This is a genomic window from Kribbella sp. NBC_00662 (genome assembly GCF_041430295.1).
Lineage (GTDB): Bacteria > Actinomycetota > Actinomycetes > Propionibacteriales > Kribbellaceae > Kribbella.
Genome location: NZ_CP109029.1, coordinates 4,918,734 through 4,941,126 on the forward strand (window position 1 = coordinate 4,918,734; position 22,393 = coordinate 4,941,126).

Below are 22,393 nucleotides of genomic sequence, written 5' to 3' on the forward strand. Positions count from 1 at the left end.
TGGAAACGCGACGGGCCGCTCCTCCCGAATTTGGGGAAGAGCGGCCCGTAGGGGTGGATCAGGCGCCGGCGCCCTCTTGCTTCACGCCGGCGACCGCGGTCGGGTCGTCGATGCGGAACTTGCGGGCTGCCTCCGCGGCGACCTCCGGCTTCACGTCACCGCGCTTGGCCAGGATCTCCAGCGTCGCGACGACGATCGACTCGGCGTCGACCTGGAAGTGCCGACGGGCCGCGGCCCGGGTGTCGGCCAGACCGAAGCCGTCGGTCCCGAGCGAGGTGTAGTCGTTCGGCACCCAGCGGGAGATCTGGTCCTGCACCGCGCGCATGAAGTCGCTGACGGCAACGACCGGGCCCTTGGTGTCCTTCAGTTGCTCGGTCACGAACGGCACCTGCTCCGGCTCCTCCGGGTGCAGCAGGTTGTGCTGCTCGGCGGCGACCGCGTCGCGGCGCAGTTCGTTCCACGAGGTCACCGACCAGATGTCCGCGGCAACGGAGTACTCCTCGGCGAGGATCTGCTGGGCCTTCAGCACCCACGGCAGCGCCACACCGGACCCGAGCAGCTGCACCCGCGGTACGTCGTCGCCCTCGGCGGTCTGGTACTCGTTGAAGCGGTACATGCCCTTGAGCAGCCCGTCGACGTCGAGGTTCTCCGGCTCGACCGGCTGGGCCACCGGCTCGTTGTAGACGGTGAGGTAGTAGAAGACGTCCTCGCCGACCGGCTTGTCCGCGTCCAGGCCGTAGCCGTACATCCGGCGCAGGCCGTCCTTCACGATGTACGCGATCTCGTACGCGAACGCCGGGTCGTAGTGCACGACGGCCGGGTTGGTCGAGGCGAGCAGCGGCGAGTGTCCGTCCGCGTGCTGCAGTCCCTCACCGGTCAGCGTCGTCCGGCCGGCGGTCGCGCCGATCAGGAAGCCGCGGCCGAGCTGGTCGCCGAACGCCCACATGAAGTCGCCGGTCCGCTGGAACCCGAACATCGAGTAGAAGATGTAGAACGGGATCATCGGCTCACCGTGCGTGGCGTACGCCGTACCCGCCGCGATCACCGAGCCCATCGCGCCGGCCTCGCTGATGCCCTCGTGCAGCAGCTGGCCCGCCGAGGACTCCTTCCACGACAGCAGCAGGTTGCGGTCGACGGCCTCGTAGTTCTGCCCGTGCGGCGAGTAGATCTTCGCCGTCGGGAACATCGAGTCCATACCGAACGTGCGGTACTCGTCCGGGGCGATCGGGACGATCCGGTGGCCGATCTCCGGGTCCTTCATCAGGTCCCGGAACAGCCGGACCAGCGCCATCGTGGTGGCGATCGGCGCGTGGCTGCCCTTGGACAGCGGCTTGTACACGTCGTCGCCCGGCAGCTTCAGCGTCTTCGGCGCGACCTTGCGCTGCGGCAGCGAACCGCCGAGCTGCTTGCGCCGGTCCATCATGTACTGGTACTCCGGCGAGTCCTTGCCGGGGTGGAAGTACGGCGGGTTGTACGCGTCCTCGAGGTCCTTGTCCTCGATCGGCAGGTAGAGCCGGTCGCGGAACGCCTTCAGGTCGTCCGAGGTCAGCTTCTTCATCTGGTGGGTCGCGTTGCGGCCCTCCAGCGCCTCGATCGTCCAGCCCTTGATCGTCTGGGCCAGGATCACGGTCGGCTGGCCGACGTGCTCGGTCGCGCTCTTGAACGCGGCGTACACCTTGCGGTAGTCGTGACCGCCGCGGGGCAGCTTGCGCAGGTCCTCGTCGGACAGGTTGCTGACCATCTGCTGCAGCCGCTGGTCGCCGCCGAAGAAGTTGTTCCGGATGTACTCACCGGACTCGACGGAGTACGTCTGGAACTGGCCGTCGGGCGTGGTGTTCATCTTGTTCACCAGCGCGCCGTCGTGGTCCTGGGCCAGCAGGTTGTCCCACTCGCGGCCCCAGATCACCTTGATCACGTTCCAGCCGGCGCCGCGGAAGAACGCCTCCAGCTCCTGGATCACCTTGCCGTTGCCGCGGACCGGTCCGTCCAGCTGCTGCAGGTTGCAGTTGATCACGAAGGTGAGGTTGTCGAGCTCCTCGCGCGCGGCCAGGCCGATCGCGCCGAGCGACTCCGGCTCACCCATCTCGCCGTCACCGAGGAACGCCCAGACGTGCTGCTGGCTGGTGTCCTTGATACCGCGGTTGTGCAGGTACCGGTTGAAGCGCGCCTGGTAGATCGAGTTCAGCGCGGCCAGTCCCATCGAGACGGTCGGGAACTCCCAGAAGTCCGGCATCAGCCGGGGGTGCGGGTACGACGACAGGCCCTGGTGCGGGCCGCGGGAGACCTCCTGGCGGAACCCGTCCAGGTCGTCCGCGGACAGCCGGCCCTCGAGGAAGGCGCGCGCGTACATACCGGGGGAGGCGTGACCCTGGATGAAGATCTGGTCGCCGCCGCCGGGGTGGTCCTTGCCGCGGAAGAAGTGGTTGAAGCCGACCTCGTACAGGCTGGCCGCGGACTGATAGGTGGCGATGTGGCCGCCGACCTCCAGGCCCTTGCGGTTGGCCTTGCTCACCATCACCGCGGCGTTCCACCGGATGAAGGCCCGGATCCGGCGCTCGATGTGCTCGTCGCCGGGGAACCACGGCTCCCGCTCGGGCGGGATCGAGTTGATGTAGTCGGTGCTCCGCAGTGCGGGCACGCCGACCTGTCGCTCCCGGGCTCGCTCGATCAGTTTGAGCATCAGGTAGCGCGCTCGCGCCTTGCCCCGTTCGTCCAGGACGGCGTCGAGCGATTCGACCCATTCACGCGTCTCGTCGGGGTCGATGTCGGGGAGCTGGGTGGGCATCCCCTCGGTGATGATGGCTGGTGGTTCGTGTCCGGAAGCCACGGTGTCCTGCCGTTCTCTCTGGTTGCTCTTCACCGCAATCCTGTCACCTGTTCGGAATGCGTTCTACTTCGCCTTCCCTTCCGGGCCGATTCCGGCTGGCCGGGCCCGATCCCAGCGGACACGCCCGGTACCCGCCACGCGGATACCGGACACGTCACGGATCCCTGGTGCATACTTGCGCGACGCGGTACGTCACGATGGACTATCGCCAGCGAGTGGTAACTGACACCTACCCCCGGGCAAGCGGGGACCACGGAGGAGGACACGTGAGCGCGACCGCGGACCACGCGGACGGCAAGGGCGGAGTGCCGAACATGGCCTCCCGGCTCGGCCTGGAGGCCGGCTGGGTCGTCCAGGAGATCGGGTACGACGATGACTGCGACGACGAGTTCCGCGATGCGATCCGGGAGATCACCGGCGAGGCTTTCGTCGACGAGGACACCGACGAGGTCGTCGACGTCGTCCTGCTCTGGTTCCGCGAGGACGACGGTGACCTGGTCGATGCCTTCTTCGACATCCTGACCGACCTGAAGGCCGGCGGGGTCGTCTGGCTGCTGACGCCGAAGGTCGGTCGCGACGGGTACGTCGAGACCAGCGACATCACCGAGGCCGCCCCGGTGGCGGGCCTGGCCACGACCAGCACGCTGAGCGTGACCGACGACTGGTCGGCGACCAAGCTGGTGGTTCCGAAGTCCGGCCGACGCGGGTGACGATCCCGGCTGCCGGCAGCCGGGCCCCCGATTTCAGCACTCGGAACCAGTACGGCGAACAGGTCCGGCTGAGCGATTTCACCGGCCGGCGGGACGTCGTACTGGTCTTCTATCCGTATGCCTTCAGCCAGGTCTGCACGAGCGAACTGGCCGCGCTGCGGGACCGGCCGTCGCTGCTGACGGCAGCCGAGTTCCTGGCGATCTCGTGCGACCCGATGTTCACCCTCCGCGCGTACGCGGACAACCAGGACCTCGGCTTCAGCCTCCTCACCGACTTCTGGCCGCACGGCGAGATCGCCTCGTCGTACGGCGTCTTCGACGCGGACCGCGGTTGCGCCCTGCGCGGCACCTTCGTGGTCGACCGCACCGGCACGATCCGCTGGTCGGTGGTCAACCCGATCCCGGAGGCCCGCAACCCCGACGACTACGCGGAGGCACTGGCAGCCCTGAACCTCAGGTAGACTCCTCCGGTCGTTCGATCCGGGCGGATAGCTCAGCGGTAGAGCGCTTCCCTTACAAGGAAGATGTCGGGGGTTCGATCCCCTCTTCGCCCACCACATCCGGTTCAGAAGACCGCCTTCACCAGGCGGTCGAGCGCCGGCGGGAAGATCTGCAGCAGGTCCACCTCGGCGTCGCCCATCGTGATCAGGGCGGTCAGCGTCCGGGCGCCGTCCGCGCTGCTGAACATCAGGGCGCCGTACCCGCCCGGTGCGCTCCCGTTGTGGTGGTAGATGGTCTCCGTGCCGGTGTCCTGCGCGAACAGGCCCAGCCCGTAGTTGAGCGGACCGCTCTTCGGCTCCGGCGTGCGCATCTCGGCCAGCAGTTCTGCGGGCAGCAGCTTTCCGCTCTGCAGCGCGGACATGAACACCTGCAGGTCCCGGGCGGTCGAGAGCATGCTGCCGGCGGCGAACAGGAGCGACGGGTTCTGGTCGGTGACGTCGACCAGCTTCCAGTCGTCACCGTCCTGGTAGCGGAAGTAGCCGTGCGAGTGGGCTCCGGGAATGTCCGTCCGGTCACCCGGCTCCAGCGTGCCGCTCAGCTCGAGCGGCTTGAGGATCCGCGACTCCAGCTCCGCGGCGAACGAGCGTCCGGTGACGGCCTCGATCAGCAGGGCTGCGACCGTGTAGTTGGTGTTGGAGTAGCTCCACTCGGTGCCCGGCTCGAACCGCGTGGGCTTGGCCAGGGCGAACTCGACGAGCTCGTCCGGCGTGTAGCCCTGCAGCCGGTTCTGTGCCCAGTCTTTACCGGTCGCCGGAAGTCCCGGTACGACGGTGCCGTCGGGGAAGTACTCGCCCGTGTAGTTGAACAGCCCGCTGGTGTGGTTGAGCAGCATCCGCACGGTGATCCGCGGGTCCAGCTCGAACCGGGTCAGCCGCGGCGCGACCGGTCCGTCGAGCTCGAGCTTGCCCTCGGCCACCAATTGCAGCACGACGGTCGAGACGAACGTCTTGGTGACGCTGCCGACCCGGCCCTGTCCGTCCAGCGGCGGCTTCGCGGTGCTGCCGAGCTCACGGATTCCGGCGGTGCCGACCCACTCGCCGTGCTCGTCATGCACGCGCAGTTCGAGACCGCCGAAGCCGGCGTCGACGAACTCCTGGGCCGCCTTCTGCAGCTCCGGACGGTCCTGGTGGTCGGTGGGGGTTTGCGTCGACATATCCGTGCTCCTCGGTTGATCCGTCGTTGTCGAGAACCACGCTGCCGATGCGCCCTGACACCGGACCGCCATCGCGCTGACACGTCGTCTAGGCGTCCAGCAAGGGCAACGGCGTGAAGGGGCGGTCGGCCCAGAGGCGTCGTGACATCTCCTCGGGGTACGGCGTGATGGTCAGCTCTGTGCTGATCACCGCAGTCGTCCGCTGCACGTCGTCGTACTCGGGCCAACCGGGATCTCCCGAGTGCGCGAACGCGGTCCAGGCCGTCCGGAACAGCTGGGATACCTGCTCCGCGGCTGGGAGTTGCTCGGGGTCGAGGAGGAAGGCGAGCAAGGGCGTGGTGCCGAACACCAGTGGCACGTCGAGGCCGTGGCAGGCGCCGAGGCCGGTGTCGGGCCAGGCGAGTTCGTAGGCGTAGGCGCGGCCTCCGCCGGCGACCTGCGCTTCGGCCAGCCGATGGCTCGGCATGCGGAACAGCCAATCGGAGTGGACCAGCTCGTAGAGACGCTCGGCGGTCGCGTCCGGGTGGGCCTCGCGGTAGCCGTCCGGTGCGAGCAGTTGGAGGGCGGTCGCGGCGTCGTTCTCGGTCAGGTTGCCGAGGCGACCGTCGGCGGCGAGGAGCAGGCGGTACTCGTCCCGCGTGTGGCCGGCGATCAGCTCGACCTCGCGGGCGGCGCCGTCCGCAAGTGCCTCGAATGGCGTACGCGGCAGGACGTCTCCGTCGACGACCGGCGCGAACGGGATCCCCAGGTACGCCGCGGCGCCCCACCGGCCGATCTCAGGCCGCATGGCGGTGGCCAGTAGGTCCGAGGCGGCGACCAGATCGGCGATCGGGACATCGCGCAGCTCGTCGGCGGTCGCGGCGAGGTCGAACTGGGCAGCGATCGCGGTCATGATGTCGGCGGCCAGCGGCGGCGAGAAGAACGTCCCGGGCGCACTCTGCGTGATCGCCCTTTGGAACAGGCCGGCAGCCCGGGGCATGGCGAGCAGCGCCGCAACCGAGCCTGCCCCGGCCGACTCCCCGAACACAGTCACCTGATCCGGGTCGCCGCCGAACGCGGCGATGTTCGCGCGCACCCACTCGAGCGCGGCGACCTGATCGAGCAGACCGCGATTCGCGGGTGCACCCTCCAGTTGCCCGAACCCGTCGACCCCGAGCCGGTGGTTGAACGTCACCACGACGACATCGCCGTCGTGGGTCAACCGCGTCCCGTCGTACGACGGATCGCCGGACTGACCGATCACGTACGCGCCGCCGTAGATCCACACCATCACCGGAAGGCGCGAGGCGAGATCCGGCGACCAGACGTTGACCGTCAGCCAGTCGTCGCCGGTCGCCGGGTTCGACGGCGGTCCGAAGACGAGCGACTGAGGTGGCGGCGGTCCGAACGAGAACGCGTCGCGTACGCCGTCCCACGGCTCGGCCGGTTGCGGCGCCGCGAACCGCAGTACGCCGACCGGCGGCCGGGCGAACGGGATGCCGCGGAACACGGCCAATCCGTTCTCGCTGTGTCCCCGGACGAGTCCGGCAGTCGTGCGGACCTCGGGGTCCGTCTCACTCATCGGGCCATGTTCTCGCCGTACGCACGACCTGTCGCCAGGTTTGTCACGACGGGCCGTATCGGAACGCGCTGACACTCGTTGTGATCGGTGTCGCGGGTCGCACAATTCTTAACCATCGGCTGGTGAGAACGGACTCCTCCAGGGCGGGTCGCGGCTGGTAGGGTTCACGGCTGTCGGTCGGCGCGATGACATCGTTCCGGTCGGCGGAAATACGGGGCTGCTTTCGGTGTGAAGTGAGGCGGGTCTGCCCTGAGCCCGCTCCGTCCAGTTCGGGAGGCGCGTGTCCGTGGGTCGCCAACTGGTCGGCGTCTCTACGCTCGTAGCCGACGTGTGCACGCGTCCCGTCGTACCCGTTCTCGAACCCCCGTTGCCGCAGCTGGTGGTGGCAACGGCGTGAGAAGTGGTGCAGACCGGCCGGCGATCTCCACCGGGCCGGCACTGATGATTCCCGCGGGGTATCCGCGCGACCTGCCGAGCGCCCTGCTGCGCGCCGCGCGCGACTTCAGCGCTGCCGGCGTGGTCGAGATCGGGCCGGACGGCCGCGAGACCAAACTCGACTTCCCGACCCTGCTCGAGCTCGCCGCCCGGATACTGGCCGGCTTGCGCGCGAACGGCGTACGCGCCGGTGATCCCGCGGTCGTGCACTGCACCGAGCCGGTCGGTTTCTTCGCCGCGTTCTGGGCCTGCACGCTCGGCGGCATCCGTCCGCTGCTGGTAGCGCCGAACCCGGGCGGTGACCGGACCGAGGAAGGCCGCGAGCGGCTCCGCAAGATCACCGACCTGCTCGGCTGGACGGTCCTGATCGGCCGCCCGTCCGACCTGCCGAACGACCTCGGCCTGCCGGTCCTCGACCCGGACGCGATGGCCGGCCACGAGCCGACCTCGGACTTCCACCGGCCCGCCGCGGACGACGTCGCCGTACTGATGCTCTCGTCAGGATCGACCGGTACGCCGAAGATCGTGCAGCTCACGCACCGCGGGCTGGTCGAGTTCGCCGCGGGTACGCCGGCGATGCTGCCGGTGCGACCGGGGCAGACGACGTTGAACTGGTTGCCGCTGGATCGCAGCGGGGCGTTCCTGCTGTACCACCTGCTGCCGGTGTTCACCGGGTGCACGAACATCCACGTGAACACGGACTGGGTGCTCGCCAACCCGCTGCGCTGGCTCGACCTGATGGACCAGCACCGGGTCAACCACTCGTGGTCGCCGAACTTCGGATACCGGCTCGCCACTGCGGCGGTGGCGGGGGAGCCGGATCGGCACTGGGACCTGTCGGCGCTGCGCAGTCTGGTCAGCGGCGGCGAGCAGATCACCGTGCCGGTGATGTCCGAGTTCTTGCGCGTGACGAACCGCTTCGGCGTCGTACCGGAGACGTTCGTCGCGGCATGGGGGATGACCGAGACCGTCACCGGGATCACCTTCGCGCGGCCCGGTCTGACGCCGAACGTGCATCGGGTCCGCATCCCACCGACCGGCGTGGTCGAGTGGGTGGACCAGCGGCCGTCGTCCGGGAAGGTCGCCGTCGCGCGCCCCGGGAAGACGCGGACCGAGGTCCCCGGTGTGCTGTCGCTGGTGTCCGTCGGGGCGCCGGCACCTGGTACGACGGTGCGCATCGTGGCACCGAACGGCGCCGTACTGCCGGAGGGGCGGATCGGTCAGCTGCAGGTCGCGTCGGCTCGGGTGACGCCGGGGTACCTCGGCAACCTCGAGGCCGACCGCACCGCGTTCCCGGTCGGCAACTGGCCGGCCCGCAAGTGGCTGGCGACCGGCGACCAGGGCTTCATCACCGGCGGCCAGGTCGTCATCACCGGCCGGGACAGCGAACGCATCATCATGTCCGGCAAGCTCCACTACGCCCACGACATCGAGTCCGTCGCAACGACTGTGGTCGGCGCCGAACACGGCCTGGTCGCGGCCTGCGGCGTAGCGGACGAGGAGACCGGGACCGACCGGTTGGTCGTGTTCTACGCACTCACGCCGGACTCGGTCCCCGGGATGGACCAGGCCATCCGCAGCCTGATCCAGACCCGCCTGGGCCTCCGCGCCGAGGTGGTCGGCGTACCGCGCCGCGACTTCCCGACGACCCCCGGCGGCAAGATCCTCCGCCCCCTCCTGAAACAACGCTGGATCGACGGCACCCTCCTCCAACCCCCCGCCGCCCCCCACGTAGAACCAGCCGGCGCCACCCCCCACTCCGGCCCCACCGGCCAGGGCCCGTCCGCCACCCCCGAGACAACCCCGTACGCCGACGAGGACCCCTCAGAACGCACCACCGAACTCCCGGTAGTCCGCCTGGCGTGGAAACGAGAGCTCCAAAACTCCATCCCCACACCCCCCTCCCGCCCCACCCTCGGCACCCCCACCCCACCCCCCGACCCCGCCAACGCCGCGGCGCAGCCCTCCGCGGCACCCAACGCCGCGGCGCAGCCCTCTGCGGCGCCCAACGTCGCGGCGCAGGCTTCTGCGGCACCCGACGCCGCGGCGCAGGCTTCTGCGGCACCCGACGCCGCGGCGCAGGCTTCTGCGGCACCGAACGCTGCGCTGGCCGACCACGCTGCGACCGCTCCCGCGCCGACCGAGCCCGTCCCACCCGTGGAGTCGCCGGAGTCCGCGACCGCGGCAACCAACCCCCCAGCCTCCGCCGAGCCCGCCGACGCTGCGACGCAGGCCTCTGCGGCACCCAACGCCGCCCCGGCCGACCACACTGCGACAGCTCTCGCGCCAACCGACCCCGCCCTGACCGAGGATTCACCGGAGTCCGCGACCGCGGCGACCGACCCCGCGCCGACCGAGGTTGCCTCGGAGTCGGCCGAGTCCGCGCCTGCGACAACTGAACCCGCGGCGTACGACGATGCGCCGGCCGCCGAGCTTGCCTCCTCCGACCCAGCCGCGGATCAGCCGACCACGGACGAGCCAACCGGGAACGAGGCGACCGCGGACGAGGCGACCGCGGACGAGGCGACCGCGGACGAGGCGACCGCGCACGAGGCGACCGCGCATGACCCGACCGCGGACGAGCCGACCGCGCAGGAATCGGGCGCGGACGAGGCGACCGCGGACGAGGCGACCGCGGACGAGGCGACCGCGCACGAGGCGACCGCGCATGACCCGACCGCGGACGAGCCGACCGCGCAGGAATCGGGCGCGGACGAGGCGACCGCGGACGAGGCGACCGCGCATGACCCGACCGCGGACGAGCCGACCGCGCAGGAATCGGGCGCGTCTGCTCAGCCGGTGTCTGACGGTCCGGCGTCCGACCCGTCGGCGTCTGCCGCGTCAGGTCCTGAGCTGTCTGTTCCCGAGCCCTCGGACGCCGAGCCGCCGACGGCCGTGCTCACCCGTATCGACCCGACCGCAACGAAGGCCCCCGAAGAGCCCTCGGCAGCCTCCGTAGCCGGCGCGGCCTCAACACAAACCACCCGGCACGACCCGGCGCCGACATCCGCCGCCGATGCCATCCCCGCGGACCATCCCGCCGGCGACGCAACCGAAGTACCCGCAACCGAGGCCGCCTCGGCGGACGCCGACTCGGCCGACGCCGCGTCGTCATCCCAGGCACCGACCGACGCCGCAGAGACGCCCGCGCTCAGCGAATTCATGTCGCCCACCGCCGGCCCCGAGACGGCAACATCACCTGCGGCTGAGCCGACCACCGCCGCTGACGCCGAGCCGACCACCGCCGCTGACGCCGCACCTGAGACAGACGGCAATCCGACTGCGGAGACCGCGGAGCCGGTGGAGCCCTCTGCACCTGAAGCACCCGAAGCCACCGCGGAGTCTGCAGGTGAGCATGAGTCGGACCCGACGCAGTCCGGGCAGGCGACGGCAGCATCCGCACCCGAAGCCGCCGTACCTACGACCGAGCCAGAGGTACGCCGGGACCAGCCCGAGCCCGCGCCTCAACACGTCGGATCCGAGCCCGCGCAGTCTTCGTCCGACGCCACCGCAGCACCTGAGCCGAGCCAGGAGCAGTCCGCTTCGAAGACGTCACCCGCAACGGAGAGCAGTGCCACCGCGGCACCTGTGGTACCTGGAGCTGACGCCAAGGCGGACTCGGAGCAGACAGGACCTGCGACAGGAGTCGGACCCGACTCCGAGGCGACTGAAACACCCGCGGCTGAGGCTGAGGTGTCTGCCACCGAATCCGAGACGGTGGCAGACACTGCGTCGGATCACGACGCTGTGGCTGAGGCGACTGATGAGGCTGCCGGGTCCGAGACGGTCGCGGAGGCTACGTCAGATCGCGAGGCCGCGACCGAGCAGACCTCGTCCGACGTCGGCACAGCCGCGATGGACGCTGCGTCCGCGGCGGTCGACGACGTCCAGGAACCAGGCAGCGACGAGTCCACCGTCGCACGTGTCGTTTCGGACGACTCAGACGACGAGCCATCTCCGGAGGAGCAGCCGGCACTGGCCTCGGCCGAGACGCAGGCTGCTGACCTAGAGGACGGCGAGACTGAGCCGACCGCCCCATCCACGAACGCCGACGAGCCGGAGCAGACTGACCGGGCGCAGGCGGAGCAGGACCGCGAGTACGTCGACACGCAGGCGGATGCTGCTGAGGACGACCGCGAGAACGAGGCCCCTTCGGATGAGCAGGCCGCGACCGACTCGAGTGAGGTCGAGTCGGACGGCGTACCCACGGACGCGGATGTAGCCGAGGCGGACGAGGTCGGGGCAGATGAGGTCCGGGCAGACGAGACCCAGGCAGACGAGACCCAGGCAGACGAGGCCGAAGTAGACGAGGCCGAAGTAGACGAGGCCGAAGTAGACGAGGCCACGTCCGGCGAGGTGTCAGAGGTTTCGGATGGCGTGGCGGCGCAGGCTGCGGCGGTCGTGGACGAGGCTTCCGACGGTCAGCACGATGCGGCTGTTGTGGAGGCCGTGGAGTCCGGCACCGGGGAATCCGAGGAAGCTGCTTCCGACGAGGCCGCGGTAGCCGTGTCGGCTGAGGCTGAGGTGACCGCCCCGGGCGAGGCTGGGGCGACCGCGGCCGGCGATCTTGATGCTGCCGAGGCGGGGTCGGCTGAGGGTGCGGACGTCGAGGAAGTCGGTGACGGTGACGCCGAGGTAGCTGCGGTTGCGTCCGCGGCGACTACCGCGCCGGCTGGTGCCACGGAGGCTCCCGCGGAGGCGAGTGCTGCGGTGGCTGCCACAGAGGCGGGTGCCCGCGAAGCTGGTGTCGCCGAGGTCGGTGCGCAGGCGGTTGGTGCCGCAGAGGTCGGTACCCACGTGGGTGCCGACGAGGCTGGTGCTGAGGTGCGTGCCGCAGAGGCTGGTGTTGCGGTTCGGGTCGCGGAGGCCGGTGGGTCGCGGGTGGAGGCCGGTGTGGTGGAGCCGGTGGCTGTGGTGGGGTTGGCTGGGCGGTTCCCCGGGGGTGAGGGGGTCGAGCAGTTCTGGGAGAACCTCGTCGGAGGTGTGGAGAGTGTTCGGCGGTTCTCGCCGGAGGAGGTTGGGCAGGGGGACGGGGCGGTTGCGGTCAGTGGGGTGTTGGAGCATGTCGAGTCGTTCGATGCCAGGTTCTTCGGGCTGAGTGATCGCGAAGCCGAGTTGATGGATCCGGCTCAGCGGTTGTTCCTCGAGGTTTGTCATCAGGCGTTGGAGCATGGCGGGTACGCCGGTACGTCGGGTCGCGTCGGCGTCTTCGCGGGCTCGGGTATGAACCTCTACCACCGTCAGCACCAGTCGCGGGACTCCCTGGCTACTCGGGTCGCCTACCGGCTCGGTCTGACCGGTCCCGCGATCGGTGTGCAGTCCGCGTGGTCGTCGTCGCTCGTCGCCGTACACCTGGCCTGTCAGGCGTTGCGGTCGGGGGACGCGGATCTCGCCCTCGCCGGCGCCGCCGCCGTACAGGTGCCTCAGGCAACTAGTTACCACCCGACGCCGGAGTCGATCCTGTCGCCGAGCGGTCATGTGCGCGCGTTCGCCGCGGACGCCGACGGCACGGTCGGTGGCAACGGCGTCGCCGCGGTACTGCTGAAGCGTCTCGACCAGGCTCTCGCCGACGGCGACACGGTGTACGCCGTGATCCGCGGTACGGCAGTCAGCAACGCCGACGCCCCCTCGGGCAACCAGGTCGAGCTGATCGAGCGCGCGCTCGAGCGGGCCGGGTTCGACGCCGACTCGCTCAGCTACATCGAGGCGAACGGGATCGGCAGCCCGACCGCCGACGCGGCCGAGCTGCGCTCGCTGACCACCGCGCTCCGGAGGCACACCGACAAGGTCGGGTTCTGCACGATCGGCTCGGTGAAGCCGAACATCGGCCACCTCGACAGCGCCGCGGGTATGGCCGGCCTGATCAAGACGATCCTGATGCTGCAGCACCGGATGCTGGTCCCGACGATCAACTACAGCGCGCCGAACCCGTCCCTCGCCCTCGACGGCAGCCCGTTCGTGATCGGCACCGAGGCGCGCGACTGGACGGTCGACGGTACGACGCTCCGCGCCGGCGTCAGCGCGATCGATGCCGGCGGCACCAATGCGCTCGTGATCCTCGAGGAGGCGCCCCGGCAGATCCGCCGCGGCGACGACGGCCCCGTCGTACTCCCGCTCTCCGCGCCGGACCCGGATGCGCTCGCCGACCTCGTCGAGCTGTACCGCACCGATCTCGAACACGGCACCGGCCACCGTCTCATCGACCTCGCCGGTACGGCGGCACTCGGCCGGCCGGCGCACCGGCACCGGATCGCCGTCGCCGGCGGCACCGAGGCCGAGCTCGTCGAAGCGCTCGGGTCCGCGCAGGCCACCGAAGTACCGCGTGGTGGACCCGGCCCGCTGGGCTACGCCTTCACCGGACAGGGGGCCGCGCGCCGCGGTATGGCGGCCGGACTGGCGGCGCGCTTCCCGGTGTTCCGTTCAGTGCTCGACGAGTGCGACCGCGTGTACCACGAGGAGACCGGCGGCAGCCTGCTCGAGCTCCTGCTGACCCCGGCCGCCGGTACTGCGGAAGGCGTGTGGCCGACCGAGACCGCGCAGCCGGCGCTCTTCGCATTCGAGCTCGCACTTGCGCGGCTGTGGCAGTCGTTCGGTGTGCAGCCCGCGCTCGTCGTCGGTCACAGCGTGGGGGAGTACGCCGCTCTGTGCGTCGCGGGAGCGTTGTCGCTGCAGGACGGCGTACGGCTGACCGCGAAACGCGGCGAACTGATGCAGCGCGGGACCGTTCCGGGTGCGATGGTGTCGGTTCGCGCGGACGCCGATCGGGTCCGCGAGATCGCCCGTACCGCCGGCGTGGAAGTTGCTGCGGGCAACGGCCCGCAGTCGTTCGTGCTGACCGGGTCCGAGGTGATCGTCGGGCAGCTCGCAGCCCAGCTGGATCGGCTCGAGGTCGCCTGGCAGCGGCTGGATGTCGACCGGGCGTTCCACAGTTCGTTGGTCGATCCAATACTGGCCGACTTCGCCGAGATCGTCGGCGAGATCACGCTGAAGCCGTTGCGGACGCCGATGGTGTCGAGCTGGTCGGGTGATCTGCTCGAGTCCGGGACCGTGCTCGACGGTGACTACCTGGTCGGGCAGTTGCGCCAGCCGGTGCTGTTCGGGGATGCGGTCGAGGCGGTCACGGCCGCTGGTTGCCGGCGGTTCCTCGAGCTCGGACCGGACGCCGTACTGAGTCCCGCCGGTCGCCGGATCGCGCCGAACAGCACGTGGATCCCGGCCCAACGCCTCGGTCAGGACCCGGTGCTCGCAACGATGAACGGGCTGGCCGAGCTGTACGAGCAGGGCACCGAGATCGCCTGGGCGAAGGTCTACCCGGACGGCGGTCGCGTGCCGTTGCCGACGTACCCGTTCCGTCGCGTGTACCACCCGGTCGACCCGTCGGTGACCGTCGTCGTGGGTCCCGGTACGGCGGTTGCCGGTGACAACAACGCGGTCGCGGCGCGGCAGCCGAACGCGTTCGAACGGGCCGCGCGGGCGCAGTCGCCGGTGTTCGAGCCGCCGTCGAACGCGGCCGTGAAGCGGATCCCGCTCGACCCGCCGACGCAGCCTGTGGAACCCGAGCCGACCGTGGTCGAGGAGAGCGAACGCTCGCCGTTCGCGCTGCCGGCGGAGACGCACGCGATCGACGCGGACTACCTGACGCAGGCCGGGTCGCTGTCCGGGAGCGAGGCCGAGCGGTATCGCGAGTCGCTGAACGTCGTACTCGATTCGACGTGTGAGCAGCTGAACCTCGATCCGTACGACCTGACCGTGGACCACACGTTCGCCGAGCTGGGTGCGACGCCGGCGAAGATGGCTCCGGTCATCGACGAGATCAACAGCCGCTTCGAGGCGGAACTGACACCGGACGATCTGTTCCTGACGTACACGACGCCGCACAAGCTGGCCACCGCGGTGGCCGTCCAGACCGCCGAGCCGGAAGCCGACGAGGAGCCGGTGGAGAACGCCGAGCCGGCGGACGAGGTCGGGGCGGATGGTGTGGCCGCGGGTGAGACTGCCGTCGAGAGTACGGACGAGGTCGAGCAGCCGGCGCACCGGGATCCGCGGGCGGCGTTGGCTGTCCTCGGGTCGGGGCTGGCTGAGCTCGCGGCGAAGGTCGACGAGGCCGCGGCGGCGACCAGCGAGGCCGAGTTGCCGGGGAGCGGGATGGCTGCGCTGATGTCGCAGCAGCTCCGCGTCGCAGGCCAGTTGGTCGACGGCGTCACCCAACTCATGCGCGAACAACTCGCCCTCCTCGGCGACCAGCCCGACGACACCGACCAGCCCAACGACGCCCACCAGGCCGAGGACACCGACCAAGCCGAGGACACCGACCAGGCCAAGGACACCGACCAGGCGGAGCAGACCGAGCCTGCAGTCGAGGAGCCCGGCCGGCAGCAGGATGATTCCTGGGTTGACGACGAACTCGAGCTGACCGCGCAGCGCCAGGCGTCGGCCGACCAGCGCCGCGCCGACCTCGCGTACTGGAACGGCATACTGGCCGGCGCCGAACCGTTGGTGCTCCCAGCGGATCACGTCCGCCCACCCGGTGACGACACAGTTGCCTCGGTCAAACAAGAGCTCGAGGAAGAGCTCGGCGATGCGGTCTTCGCCTTCAGCCGCGAGCGGAAGCTCAGCCCGGTGATGACCATGCTCGCCGCGGTCGCCACGATCCTCGGCCGGTTCGCAGCGCAGGAAGACGTGACCATCGGCTCCGCGCTGACCCGCCCCAAGGGCGACACCTCGACCGCGCCCCGACGCGCTCTGCCGTTGCGCATCGACCTCTCCGGCGAACCTGACCTGGGAGAGCTCGCCCAGCGCGTCCGCGACATCACCGCCGGCGCGTTCGACCACGCCGGCGCGGATCTCGCCGTACTCGAGCGTGACCCGCTCTTCCAGATCGTCGTCGAGTTCGAGGACGGCGACGACGACCTGCCCGCGACGGTCGACCTCAGGTTCCGGCTGACCCACCACGGCGCCGGCATCACGTGTACGGCGGACTACCGCCCCGGACTGTTCGAGCAGTCAACGATCGAGCGCCTGCTCGGCTACCTCGCCGAAGTGTTGCGCAGGGCAACGACCCGGCCGGAGTTCCGGATCCCCGAGCTGGTCGTCCCGATCGAGGACGACCTGCGGGCACTCCGCGAACTCGAGGGTGATGTCGACCCGAGCGGTCCGATCGGCCGGGTACGACGGGATGCGGTCGTCGCCGGCGAGCTCAGCGGACTGCACACCCTGTTCGAGCAGCAGGTCGCCCGTACGCCGGACGCGATCGCCCTCGTCCAAGGCAATCGCGAACTGACGTATGCCGAACTCGACCGCCGCTCGAACGCCGTCGCCTGGCAGCTGGTCGACCTCGGCGTGAAGCCCGGCCAGCTCGTCGCCGTACGCGTTGCTCGCGGCACCGAAATGGTCGTCGCGGTGCTCGCAGTACTCAAGTCCGGCGCCGCCTACCTCCCGCTGGATCCCGGCGTACCGGAGTCCCGCTGGGGGTTCATGGTCCAGGACGCCGCGGCCGTCGCGCTGGTCGGCGACGACGCCGCGCTGGCCGACCGGCTCGGCCTCCGGCTGGTGCCGGTGGCCGCGGCCGACGGCGACCCACGGGCACGACAGGCGCCGCCGGTGCGTGCGGCGGCCGATGATGTTGCCTACTGCATCTACACGTCCGGCTCGACCGGGAACCCGAAGGGCGTCATCGTCCCGCACCGCGGCCCGGTGAACCTGGTCCGGCACTACCTGCGGACCCGCCGATCGCTGCGGACGTTGCAGTGGACGTCGTTCGGCTTCGACGTCCACGTGCAGGAGATGTTCACGACGCTGGCCTCCGGCGCGGCGCTCGTGCTGATCGGCGAGGACGACCGGTACGACCCGGACGCGGTCGTCGCGGCGCTGCGCGATCATCGCGTCGAGCGGTTGTTCATGGCGTTCAGCCCGCTGACCGCGCTGCTGGCGACCATGCGCCGGCTGCCCGAGCTGCCCGCCCTGCGCGAGATCGTCGCGGGCGGTGAGGCGATGGTGCTCACGCACAAGGTCCGCGACTTCCTGGATGCCCATCCGGACTGCCGGCTGTTCAACGAGTACGGCCCGGCCGAAGCGTCGATCGTGACCACGATCCACGAGGTCGACCCGGCCGAGGACCGGCCGTCGATCGGCCGCCCGATCGAGGGTGTCGTCGTACGTCTGCTGGACGCGGCCCTGCGGCCCGTGCCGGTCGGCGCCGTCGGCGAGATCCACCTCGGCGGCGCGGCGGTGGCCCAGGGGTACATCGGGCGCCCCGAGGAGACCGAGCACGCTTTCGTACCGGATCCGGGTCACCCGGGCGCACGCCTGTACCGCAGTCGCGATCTGGGCCGCTGGCGTGCCGACGGCATGCTCGAGTACCTGGGCCGCGCGGACGACCAGGTGAAGATCCGCGGCCACCGGGTCGAGCCCGGCGAGACCGAGCACGTGCTGGCCGATCAGCCCGGTGTGGTCGACGCGGTCGTGGTGGCCCAGGCGAACCCGGGCGGCGACATCTGTCTGATCGGGTACGTCGTCCTCGAGGACAGCGACCCCGCCGTACTCGCGCGGCTGATGCTTGACCTGGGCAAGGAACTGCCGATCTACCTGGTGCCGGCGGACCTGATCCCGATCGAGGAACTCCCGCTGGACGACAACGGCCGGCTGGACCGTAGCCGTCTGCCCGAGCCGGAGTGGCTCAACCCGAAGTAGCCGGTCGGTTCTGCACCGTGGGCGCGGGGTCAGGTTCAGTAGCAGCCCTCCCGCAGCCACCGACCGCCGTCCACGATGCAGAACCCGCGTTCGATCTCGTCCCTCCACCAGATCGATCACTCACCAAGTCGGTCGGACGCCTCCTGAAGCTCGGCGGTTCCCGACCTGCGGGTCACACGGTTGCGGCGGGAGAGTCTCCTCGCCCGCCGCTCACGTGTCCGGTTGATCCAAGGCCCCCCTCGATCAACCGCTCCGGCCGGTCCCAGGCCCCCCTTGGACCGTCCGTGGATGACGGTGCCCCCACCCCATCCATCCCTTGAATCGGGTGGAGCAGGGCAGTCGTTACACAGATCTCTGATATTGGTAAAAATTGCGCAAAGATGCGCGAGATAGGCCTTACCGCGCGGACTTAAATGTGCGTTTCAGGCGACCGAGGCCCAGGCGAGGTGGGCGGCGCCGAGCAGGCCGGCGTTGTCGAGCTGAGCGGGCTCCACGGTCAGGTCCGCGACGAACGGCAGCTGCGCGAGCCGCTTCACCCACGCCTGCACCGGGTCGAACAGCACCGGCCCCGCCTTCGCGACCCCTCCGCCGATCACGACCGTGGTCAGGTCGACGGTGACCGCGGTGGCCACGATCCCGGCAGCCAGCGCCTGTGCCCCGTCGTCGAAGATCGCCAGCGCGAGCTCGTCACCTGCCGCAGCGTCAGCAGCGAGTACGGCGGCGTCCACGTCCTCGTCGGTCCGCCAGCCGCGCCTTTTCGCCCGGGCCACCATCCGCGGGCCGCTCGCGTACGCCTCGACGCAGCCGAACGACCCGCACGCGCACGACTCGCCGTCCTGGTCGACCACCACGTGGCCGATGTGCGCCGCGTTGCCGGACTGCCCGATCCACGGCTTGCCGTCGACGACCAGACCGCCGCCGACGCCGGTCGACACTACGATCCCGAGCAGCGTGTCCGCGTCCCGGCCGGCGCCGCTCCAGAACTCACCGAGCGCGAAACAGTGTCCGTCCAGCCCGAGGGCCACGGGTACGTCGCCGGTCAGCGCCCGGACCCGGTCGACGAGGGGAAAATTGCGCCACCCGGTGATGTTCACGGGGGAGACCAGGCCGTGCTGCTGGTCGACCGGGCCGGCCGAGCCGATGCCGACAGCCAGCGGGGTGACGTCACCGCGGACGCGCTTGATCAGCTCACCGAGCGCCGCGAACACCTCATCGGCGTCGCCGAGCGGGGTGAGGATCCGGTCGCCGGTGAGAATCGTGCCGTCCGCGGACACCAAAGCGGCGGCCATCTTCGTGCCGCCGATGTCGATTCCCAGCACGGTCTCCCGCGCCATCGCTGCGTCGTCGCTCATCGTCCCCCCGGTCAGGGCGGTCAGGTCGAGAGACAACGTTATCCGTAGTCGGCCCGAACAGACAGAGGTGAATGCAAGTAATCACGGTAAACCCGCAGGAAGACGGCAGTTAACTGCCATGACAGGTCCTGACAACGATGCCCCTCCAGGCCCCGGAACCTGGCTAACTATTAGCGGTCCACAACCCGCCTCACCCCGCTCGGCGGACGACTTTGAGCACCTGCCAACCAAGAATCGGTCCCGAAAACGGTTGGTGCGTGCTCAAAGTCGGGCCTTCGGGCGGCCGGCGGCTGGGTGGGGGTGGGGGTGGGGTGGTGGGGTGGACCTGGTGCGGGAGAGGGTTGGGGGATGAGTGATCAACTGGATCGGGACGCCGCCGGCTCGCTGGTTGTCGGCTTCAGTGGGACGACTGCCACCGACGACCTCCGCCGGGCGGTCGCCGGTGGGCTCGGCGCGGTCATCCTGTTCACCCGCAACGTCGCGGACGCCGAGCAGGTCGCCGCGTTGACGGCCTCGCTGCGGGCGGAGCGCCCGGATCTGATCGTGGCGATCGACCACGAGGGCGGCGAGTTCAGCCACCTCGCGCCGGCCAACCCCTGGCCGCTCGCCTCACCGCGGCTGCTCGGCGACCTGGACGACATCGAGCTGACCCGGGCGTCGGCCCGCGACGCGGCGGCGACGCTGGCCAGTCTCGGCATCAATCTGATGCTCGCGCCGTCGGTCGACGTGAACAGCAACCCCGCGAACCCGATCATCTCGACCCGCTCGTTCGGCCGTACTGCGGACGTCGTCTCGCGCCACGGCGTCGCGTTCGTGGAGGGCGTCCGCGAGGCCGGTATCGCGGCCTGCCCCAAGCACTTCCCGGGCCACGGCGACGTGGCCGTCGACTCGCACTCGGACCTCCCGCGCGTCGATCGCTCGATCGAGGAGGTCAAGGCGGTCGAGCTTGCCCCGTTCCAGGCGACCATCGCCGCGGGCGCGGACGTCGTGATGAGCGCGCACATCGTGTTCTCGGCGTACGACGACCAGCCGGCCACCCTCTCGCACCGGCTCCTGACCGGACTGCTCCGCGAGGAGCTCGGCTTCACCGGCGTCATCACCACTGACGCGCTGGAGATGCAGGCGATCACCAAGAACCGGTCGATCGAGGACGCCGCGGTCGCGTCGATCGGCGCCGGCGCGGACCTGGCGATGATCGCGGTCGGTACTGCGGACCCGCACGCCCTGACCGCCCGCGTCGCGGATGCCGTGCGCACCGGCACGCTTCCGGCCGAGCGCGTCGCCGACGCCGCCGCCCGGGTCCGCGCTCTAGCTGCTTCGCTCGGTCAGCGCAGGCGGCAGCCGAGTCTCGACGGCGCCCCGATCCGCGAGGTCGCCGCTCGCGTGGTCGCCAACCAGACGTTCCCCGCGCTCGGCCCGGCGCCGTACGTCGTCGACCTCACCCAGGGCCTGCACCCCGCCTGGAACCCGTACTTCTCCGGCCTCCCGGAGATCTTCACCCGCGTCGCTCCCGGCGCCGACGGCGTCGTACTGCGAGGCCGGCACCGCGAAACCGACGCGACCGAGCCCGAGAACGACGCGATCGCGAAGGCAGCTCAAGCCGCCGCCGGCCGTCCGCTGGTGATCGCGATCCAGGACGCCGGCCGTACGCCGTGGATGCGCGAAGCTCTCACCCAGCTGGTCCAACGCCACCCGGACAACGTCTTCGTCCTCTGCACAGGCATCCCCGAGGATCAGGCAGTCGTCCCGGCCGGCCTCCTGTCGGCCACGACCTCCGGCCGCAACATCATCGTCCTCGAGGCCGTCGCCAGGGAGCTGACTCGCGAGCAGTAGCGCAGTCAGATCTGCAGCTCGACAGGAGGTGTCGGGCAAGCTCGGGATCGATCACGCTCAGCGTGCAGCCGATCGAGCCGAAGAAAGGCGACACATCCTGTCGAGTTGCAGGTCGGGTCAGCCAGGGCGGCAGCCCAGCTCCAGGTCGAGGGCGTGCTGCTCGACGTAGTTGAGGGCGTGGCGTACGGCGCCGACGGACACGATCGCGTCGCCGAGCGACGAGACGGCGACGCGTGGCGGCGTACTGGTGTAGCCGGCCAGGTGCTTGTCGAGGTCGGGCAGCAGCGCGGCGGCGGCCTCGGCGACCGCGCCGCCGAGCACCACGAGCTCGGGATTGAACAGGATGCCGACGGTGGCGATCACCCGGGCGGTCCGCGCGGCGATCTCCTGGAGGATGCCTAGGGCAACTTCATCGCCGTCGGCCGCCGCGCTGAAGACCTGCTCGGCGGTCACCTCGCCGCCGTCGGCCAGCTTCCGCAGCGACGTCTCGACCGACGGGTCGGCGACGGCCGCCGTACCGTTCTCGCGCGCGATCCGGGCGATGCCGTGGGTGTCGCCGACACCCTCGATCAGCTTGAGGAACACCATCTCGCCGGCGCCGCCGCGGCTGCCGTGCAGCAGCCGCCCGGAGTCCATCAGCCCCGAGCCGAACCGCTCACCGGCCAGCAGTACGACGAGATCGTCGACGTTGCGCGCCTCGCCCCGCCAGTGCTCGCCGAGAGTGGCGAGGTTCGCGTCGTTCTCCAGCAGGACCGGCCAGCCGTGCAGTTCGGTCAACCGCTTCGCCAGGTCACCGTCGAAGCGCCGCCAGAACTCGTCGTCGACCAGGATGTTCCCCTCCCGGTCGACCGGCGCCGCGACGCCGACGCCTGCCACCAGCACCTGCTCGTTCGACACTCCGGCCGACGCGAGCGCCTCGATCACCGTCTCGTGCACGATTTCGGTCCGCTCGCCCGGTGTCTTCACACCTGCCGCGGACCGGCCGGCCTTGGCGACCGTCTCGCCGCGCAGGTCCGAGACCAGCACGGTCGTCTTCGAGGCGCCGATGTCGATGCCGAGCACGTACCCGGCGCGGTTGTTGTACTCGAACCGCCGAGAGGGCCGGCCGACCGACGTACGGCCCGGGTCGAGCTCGACCACCCAGCCCATCGAGATCAGGTCGTTGCAGACCGCGTGCACGGTCGCGCGGGTGAGACCGGTGGCCTCGATCAGGCCGGTACCAGTCATCACCCGCGCGCGGGTGAGCACGCCCAGTACCTTGCCCGCGTTCACCCGGCGCAACATCGTCGGTGTGGCCGTCGGCGGGGTAGCCGGTGGTTTCGCCATGAAAAG

General features: G+C 70.2%; 9 protein-coding genes and 1 tRNA gene. 5 read left to right on the forward strand and 5 right to left on the reverse strand.

Annotated elements, in window-relative coordinates; all coding sequences use genetic code 11:
* Window positions 1–58: 58 nt before the first annotated feature.
* Window positions 59–2,785: a pyruvate dehydrogenase (acetyl-transferring), homodimeric type gene (aceE, locus tag OHA10_RS24710; protein WP_371407987.1), complete on the reverse strand. Its 2,727-nt coding sequence runs from the start codon at window positions 2,783–2,785 to the stop codon at window positions 59–61.
* Between the two features lie 308 nt (window positions 2,786–3,093).
* Here aceE and OHA10_RS24715 point away from each other — a divergent pair, with 308 nt between their 5' ends.
* The 3 genes from OHA10_RS24715 to OHA10_RS24725 all read left to right on the forward strand — a co-directional run bounded on the left by OHA10_RS24715 (window position 3,094) and on the right by OHA10_RS24725 (window position 4,094).
* On the forward strand, window positions 3,094–3,537 hold the full coding sequence (locus OHA10_RS24715; protein WP_137254024.1) for a DUF3052 domain-containing protein: 444 nt from the start codon (window positions 3,094–3,096) through the stop codon (window positions 3,535–3,537).
* Complete coding sequence (locus OHA10_RS24720; RefSeq protein WP_371401139.1) at window positions 3,534–3,998, forward strand: peroxiredoxin; 465 nt, start codon at window positions 3,534–3,536, stop codon at window positions 3,996–3,998. Before OHA10_RS24715 ends, OHA10_RS24720 begins: the two co-directional genes overlap by 4 nt.
* 21 nt (window positions 3,999–4,019) lie before the next feature.
* A tRNA-Val gene (locus OHA10_RS24725) sits at window positions 4,020–4,094 on the forward strand.
* A gap of 8 nt (window positions 4,095–4,102) precedes the next feature.
* Here the strand turns inward: OHA10_RS24725 and OHA10_RS24730 are convergent.
* Window positions 4,103–5,191, reverse strand: a complete 1,089-nt coding sequence (locus OHA10_RS24730; RefSeq protein ID WP_371401140.1) for a serine hydrolase domain-containing protein — start codon at window positions 5,189–5,191, stop codon at window positions 4,103–4,105.
* Window positions 5,192–5,279: 88 nt separating this feature from the next.
* Window positions 5,280–6,752 carry a carboxylesterase/lipase family protein gene (locus tag OHA10_RS24735; protein ID WP_371401141.1) on the reverse strand — a complete coding sequence of 491 codons (1,473 nt, stop codon included), beginning with the start codon at window positions 6,750–6,752 and terminating at the stop codon, window positions 5,280–5,282.
* A 393-nt stretch (window positions 6,753–7,145) separates the two neighbouring features.
* On the opposite strand from OHA10_RS24735, the gene OHA10_RS24740 reads away from it, so the two are divergent.
* Complete coding sequence (locus tag OHA10_RS24740; RefSeq protein ID WP_371401142.1) at window positions 7,146–17,876, forward strand: amino acid adenylation domain-containing protein; 10,731 nt, start codon at window positions 7,146–7,148, stop codon at window positions 17,874–17,876.
* 422 nt (window positions 17,877–18,298) lie between these two features.
* On the opposite strand, the gene OHA10_RS24745 is transcribed toward OHA10_RS24740, so the two are convergent.
* Window positions 18,299–19,228 (reverse strand): ROK family protein, encoded by a 930-nt coding sequence (locus OHA10_RS24745; protein ID WP_371401143.1) that lies wholly within the window; start codon window positions 19,226–19,228, stop codon window positions 18,299–18,301.
* A 348-nt stretch (window positions 19,229–19,576) separates the two neighbouring features.
* Here OHA10_RS24745 and nagZ point away from each other — a divergent pair, with 348 nt between their 5' ends.
* Complete coding sequence (gene nagZ, locus OHA10_RS24750; protein ID WP_371401144.1) at window positions 19,577–21,061, forward strand: beta-N-acetylhexosaminidase; 1,485 nt, start codon at window positions 19,577–19,579, stop codon at window positions 21,059–21,061.
* A 117-nt stretch (window positions 21,062–21,178) separates the two neighbouring features.
* Here nagZ and OHA10_RS24755 read toward each other — a convergent pair whose 3' ends face one another.
* Complete coding sequence (locus OHA10_RS24755) at window positions 21,179–22,387, reverse strand: ROK family transcriptional regulator (protein ID WP_371401145.1); 1,209 nt, start codon at window positions 22,385–22,387, stop codon at window positions 21,179–21,181.
* Between the last annotated feature and the right edge of the window lie 6 nt (window positions 22,388–22,393).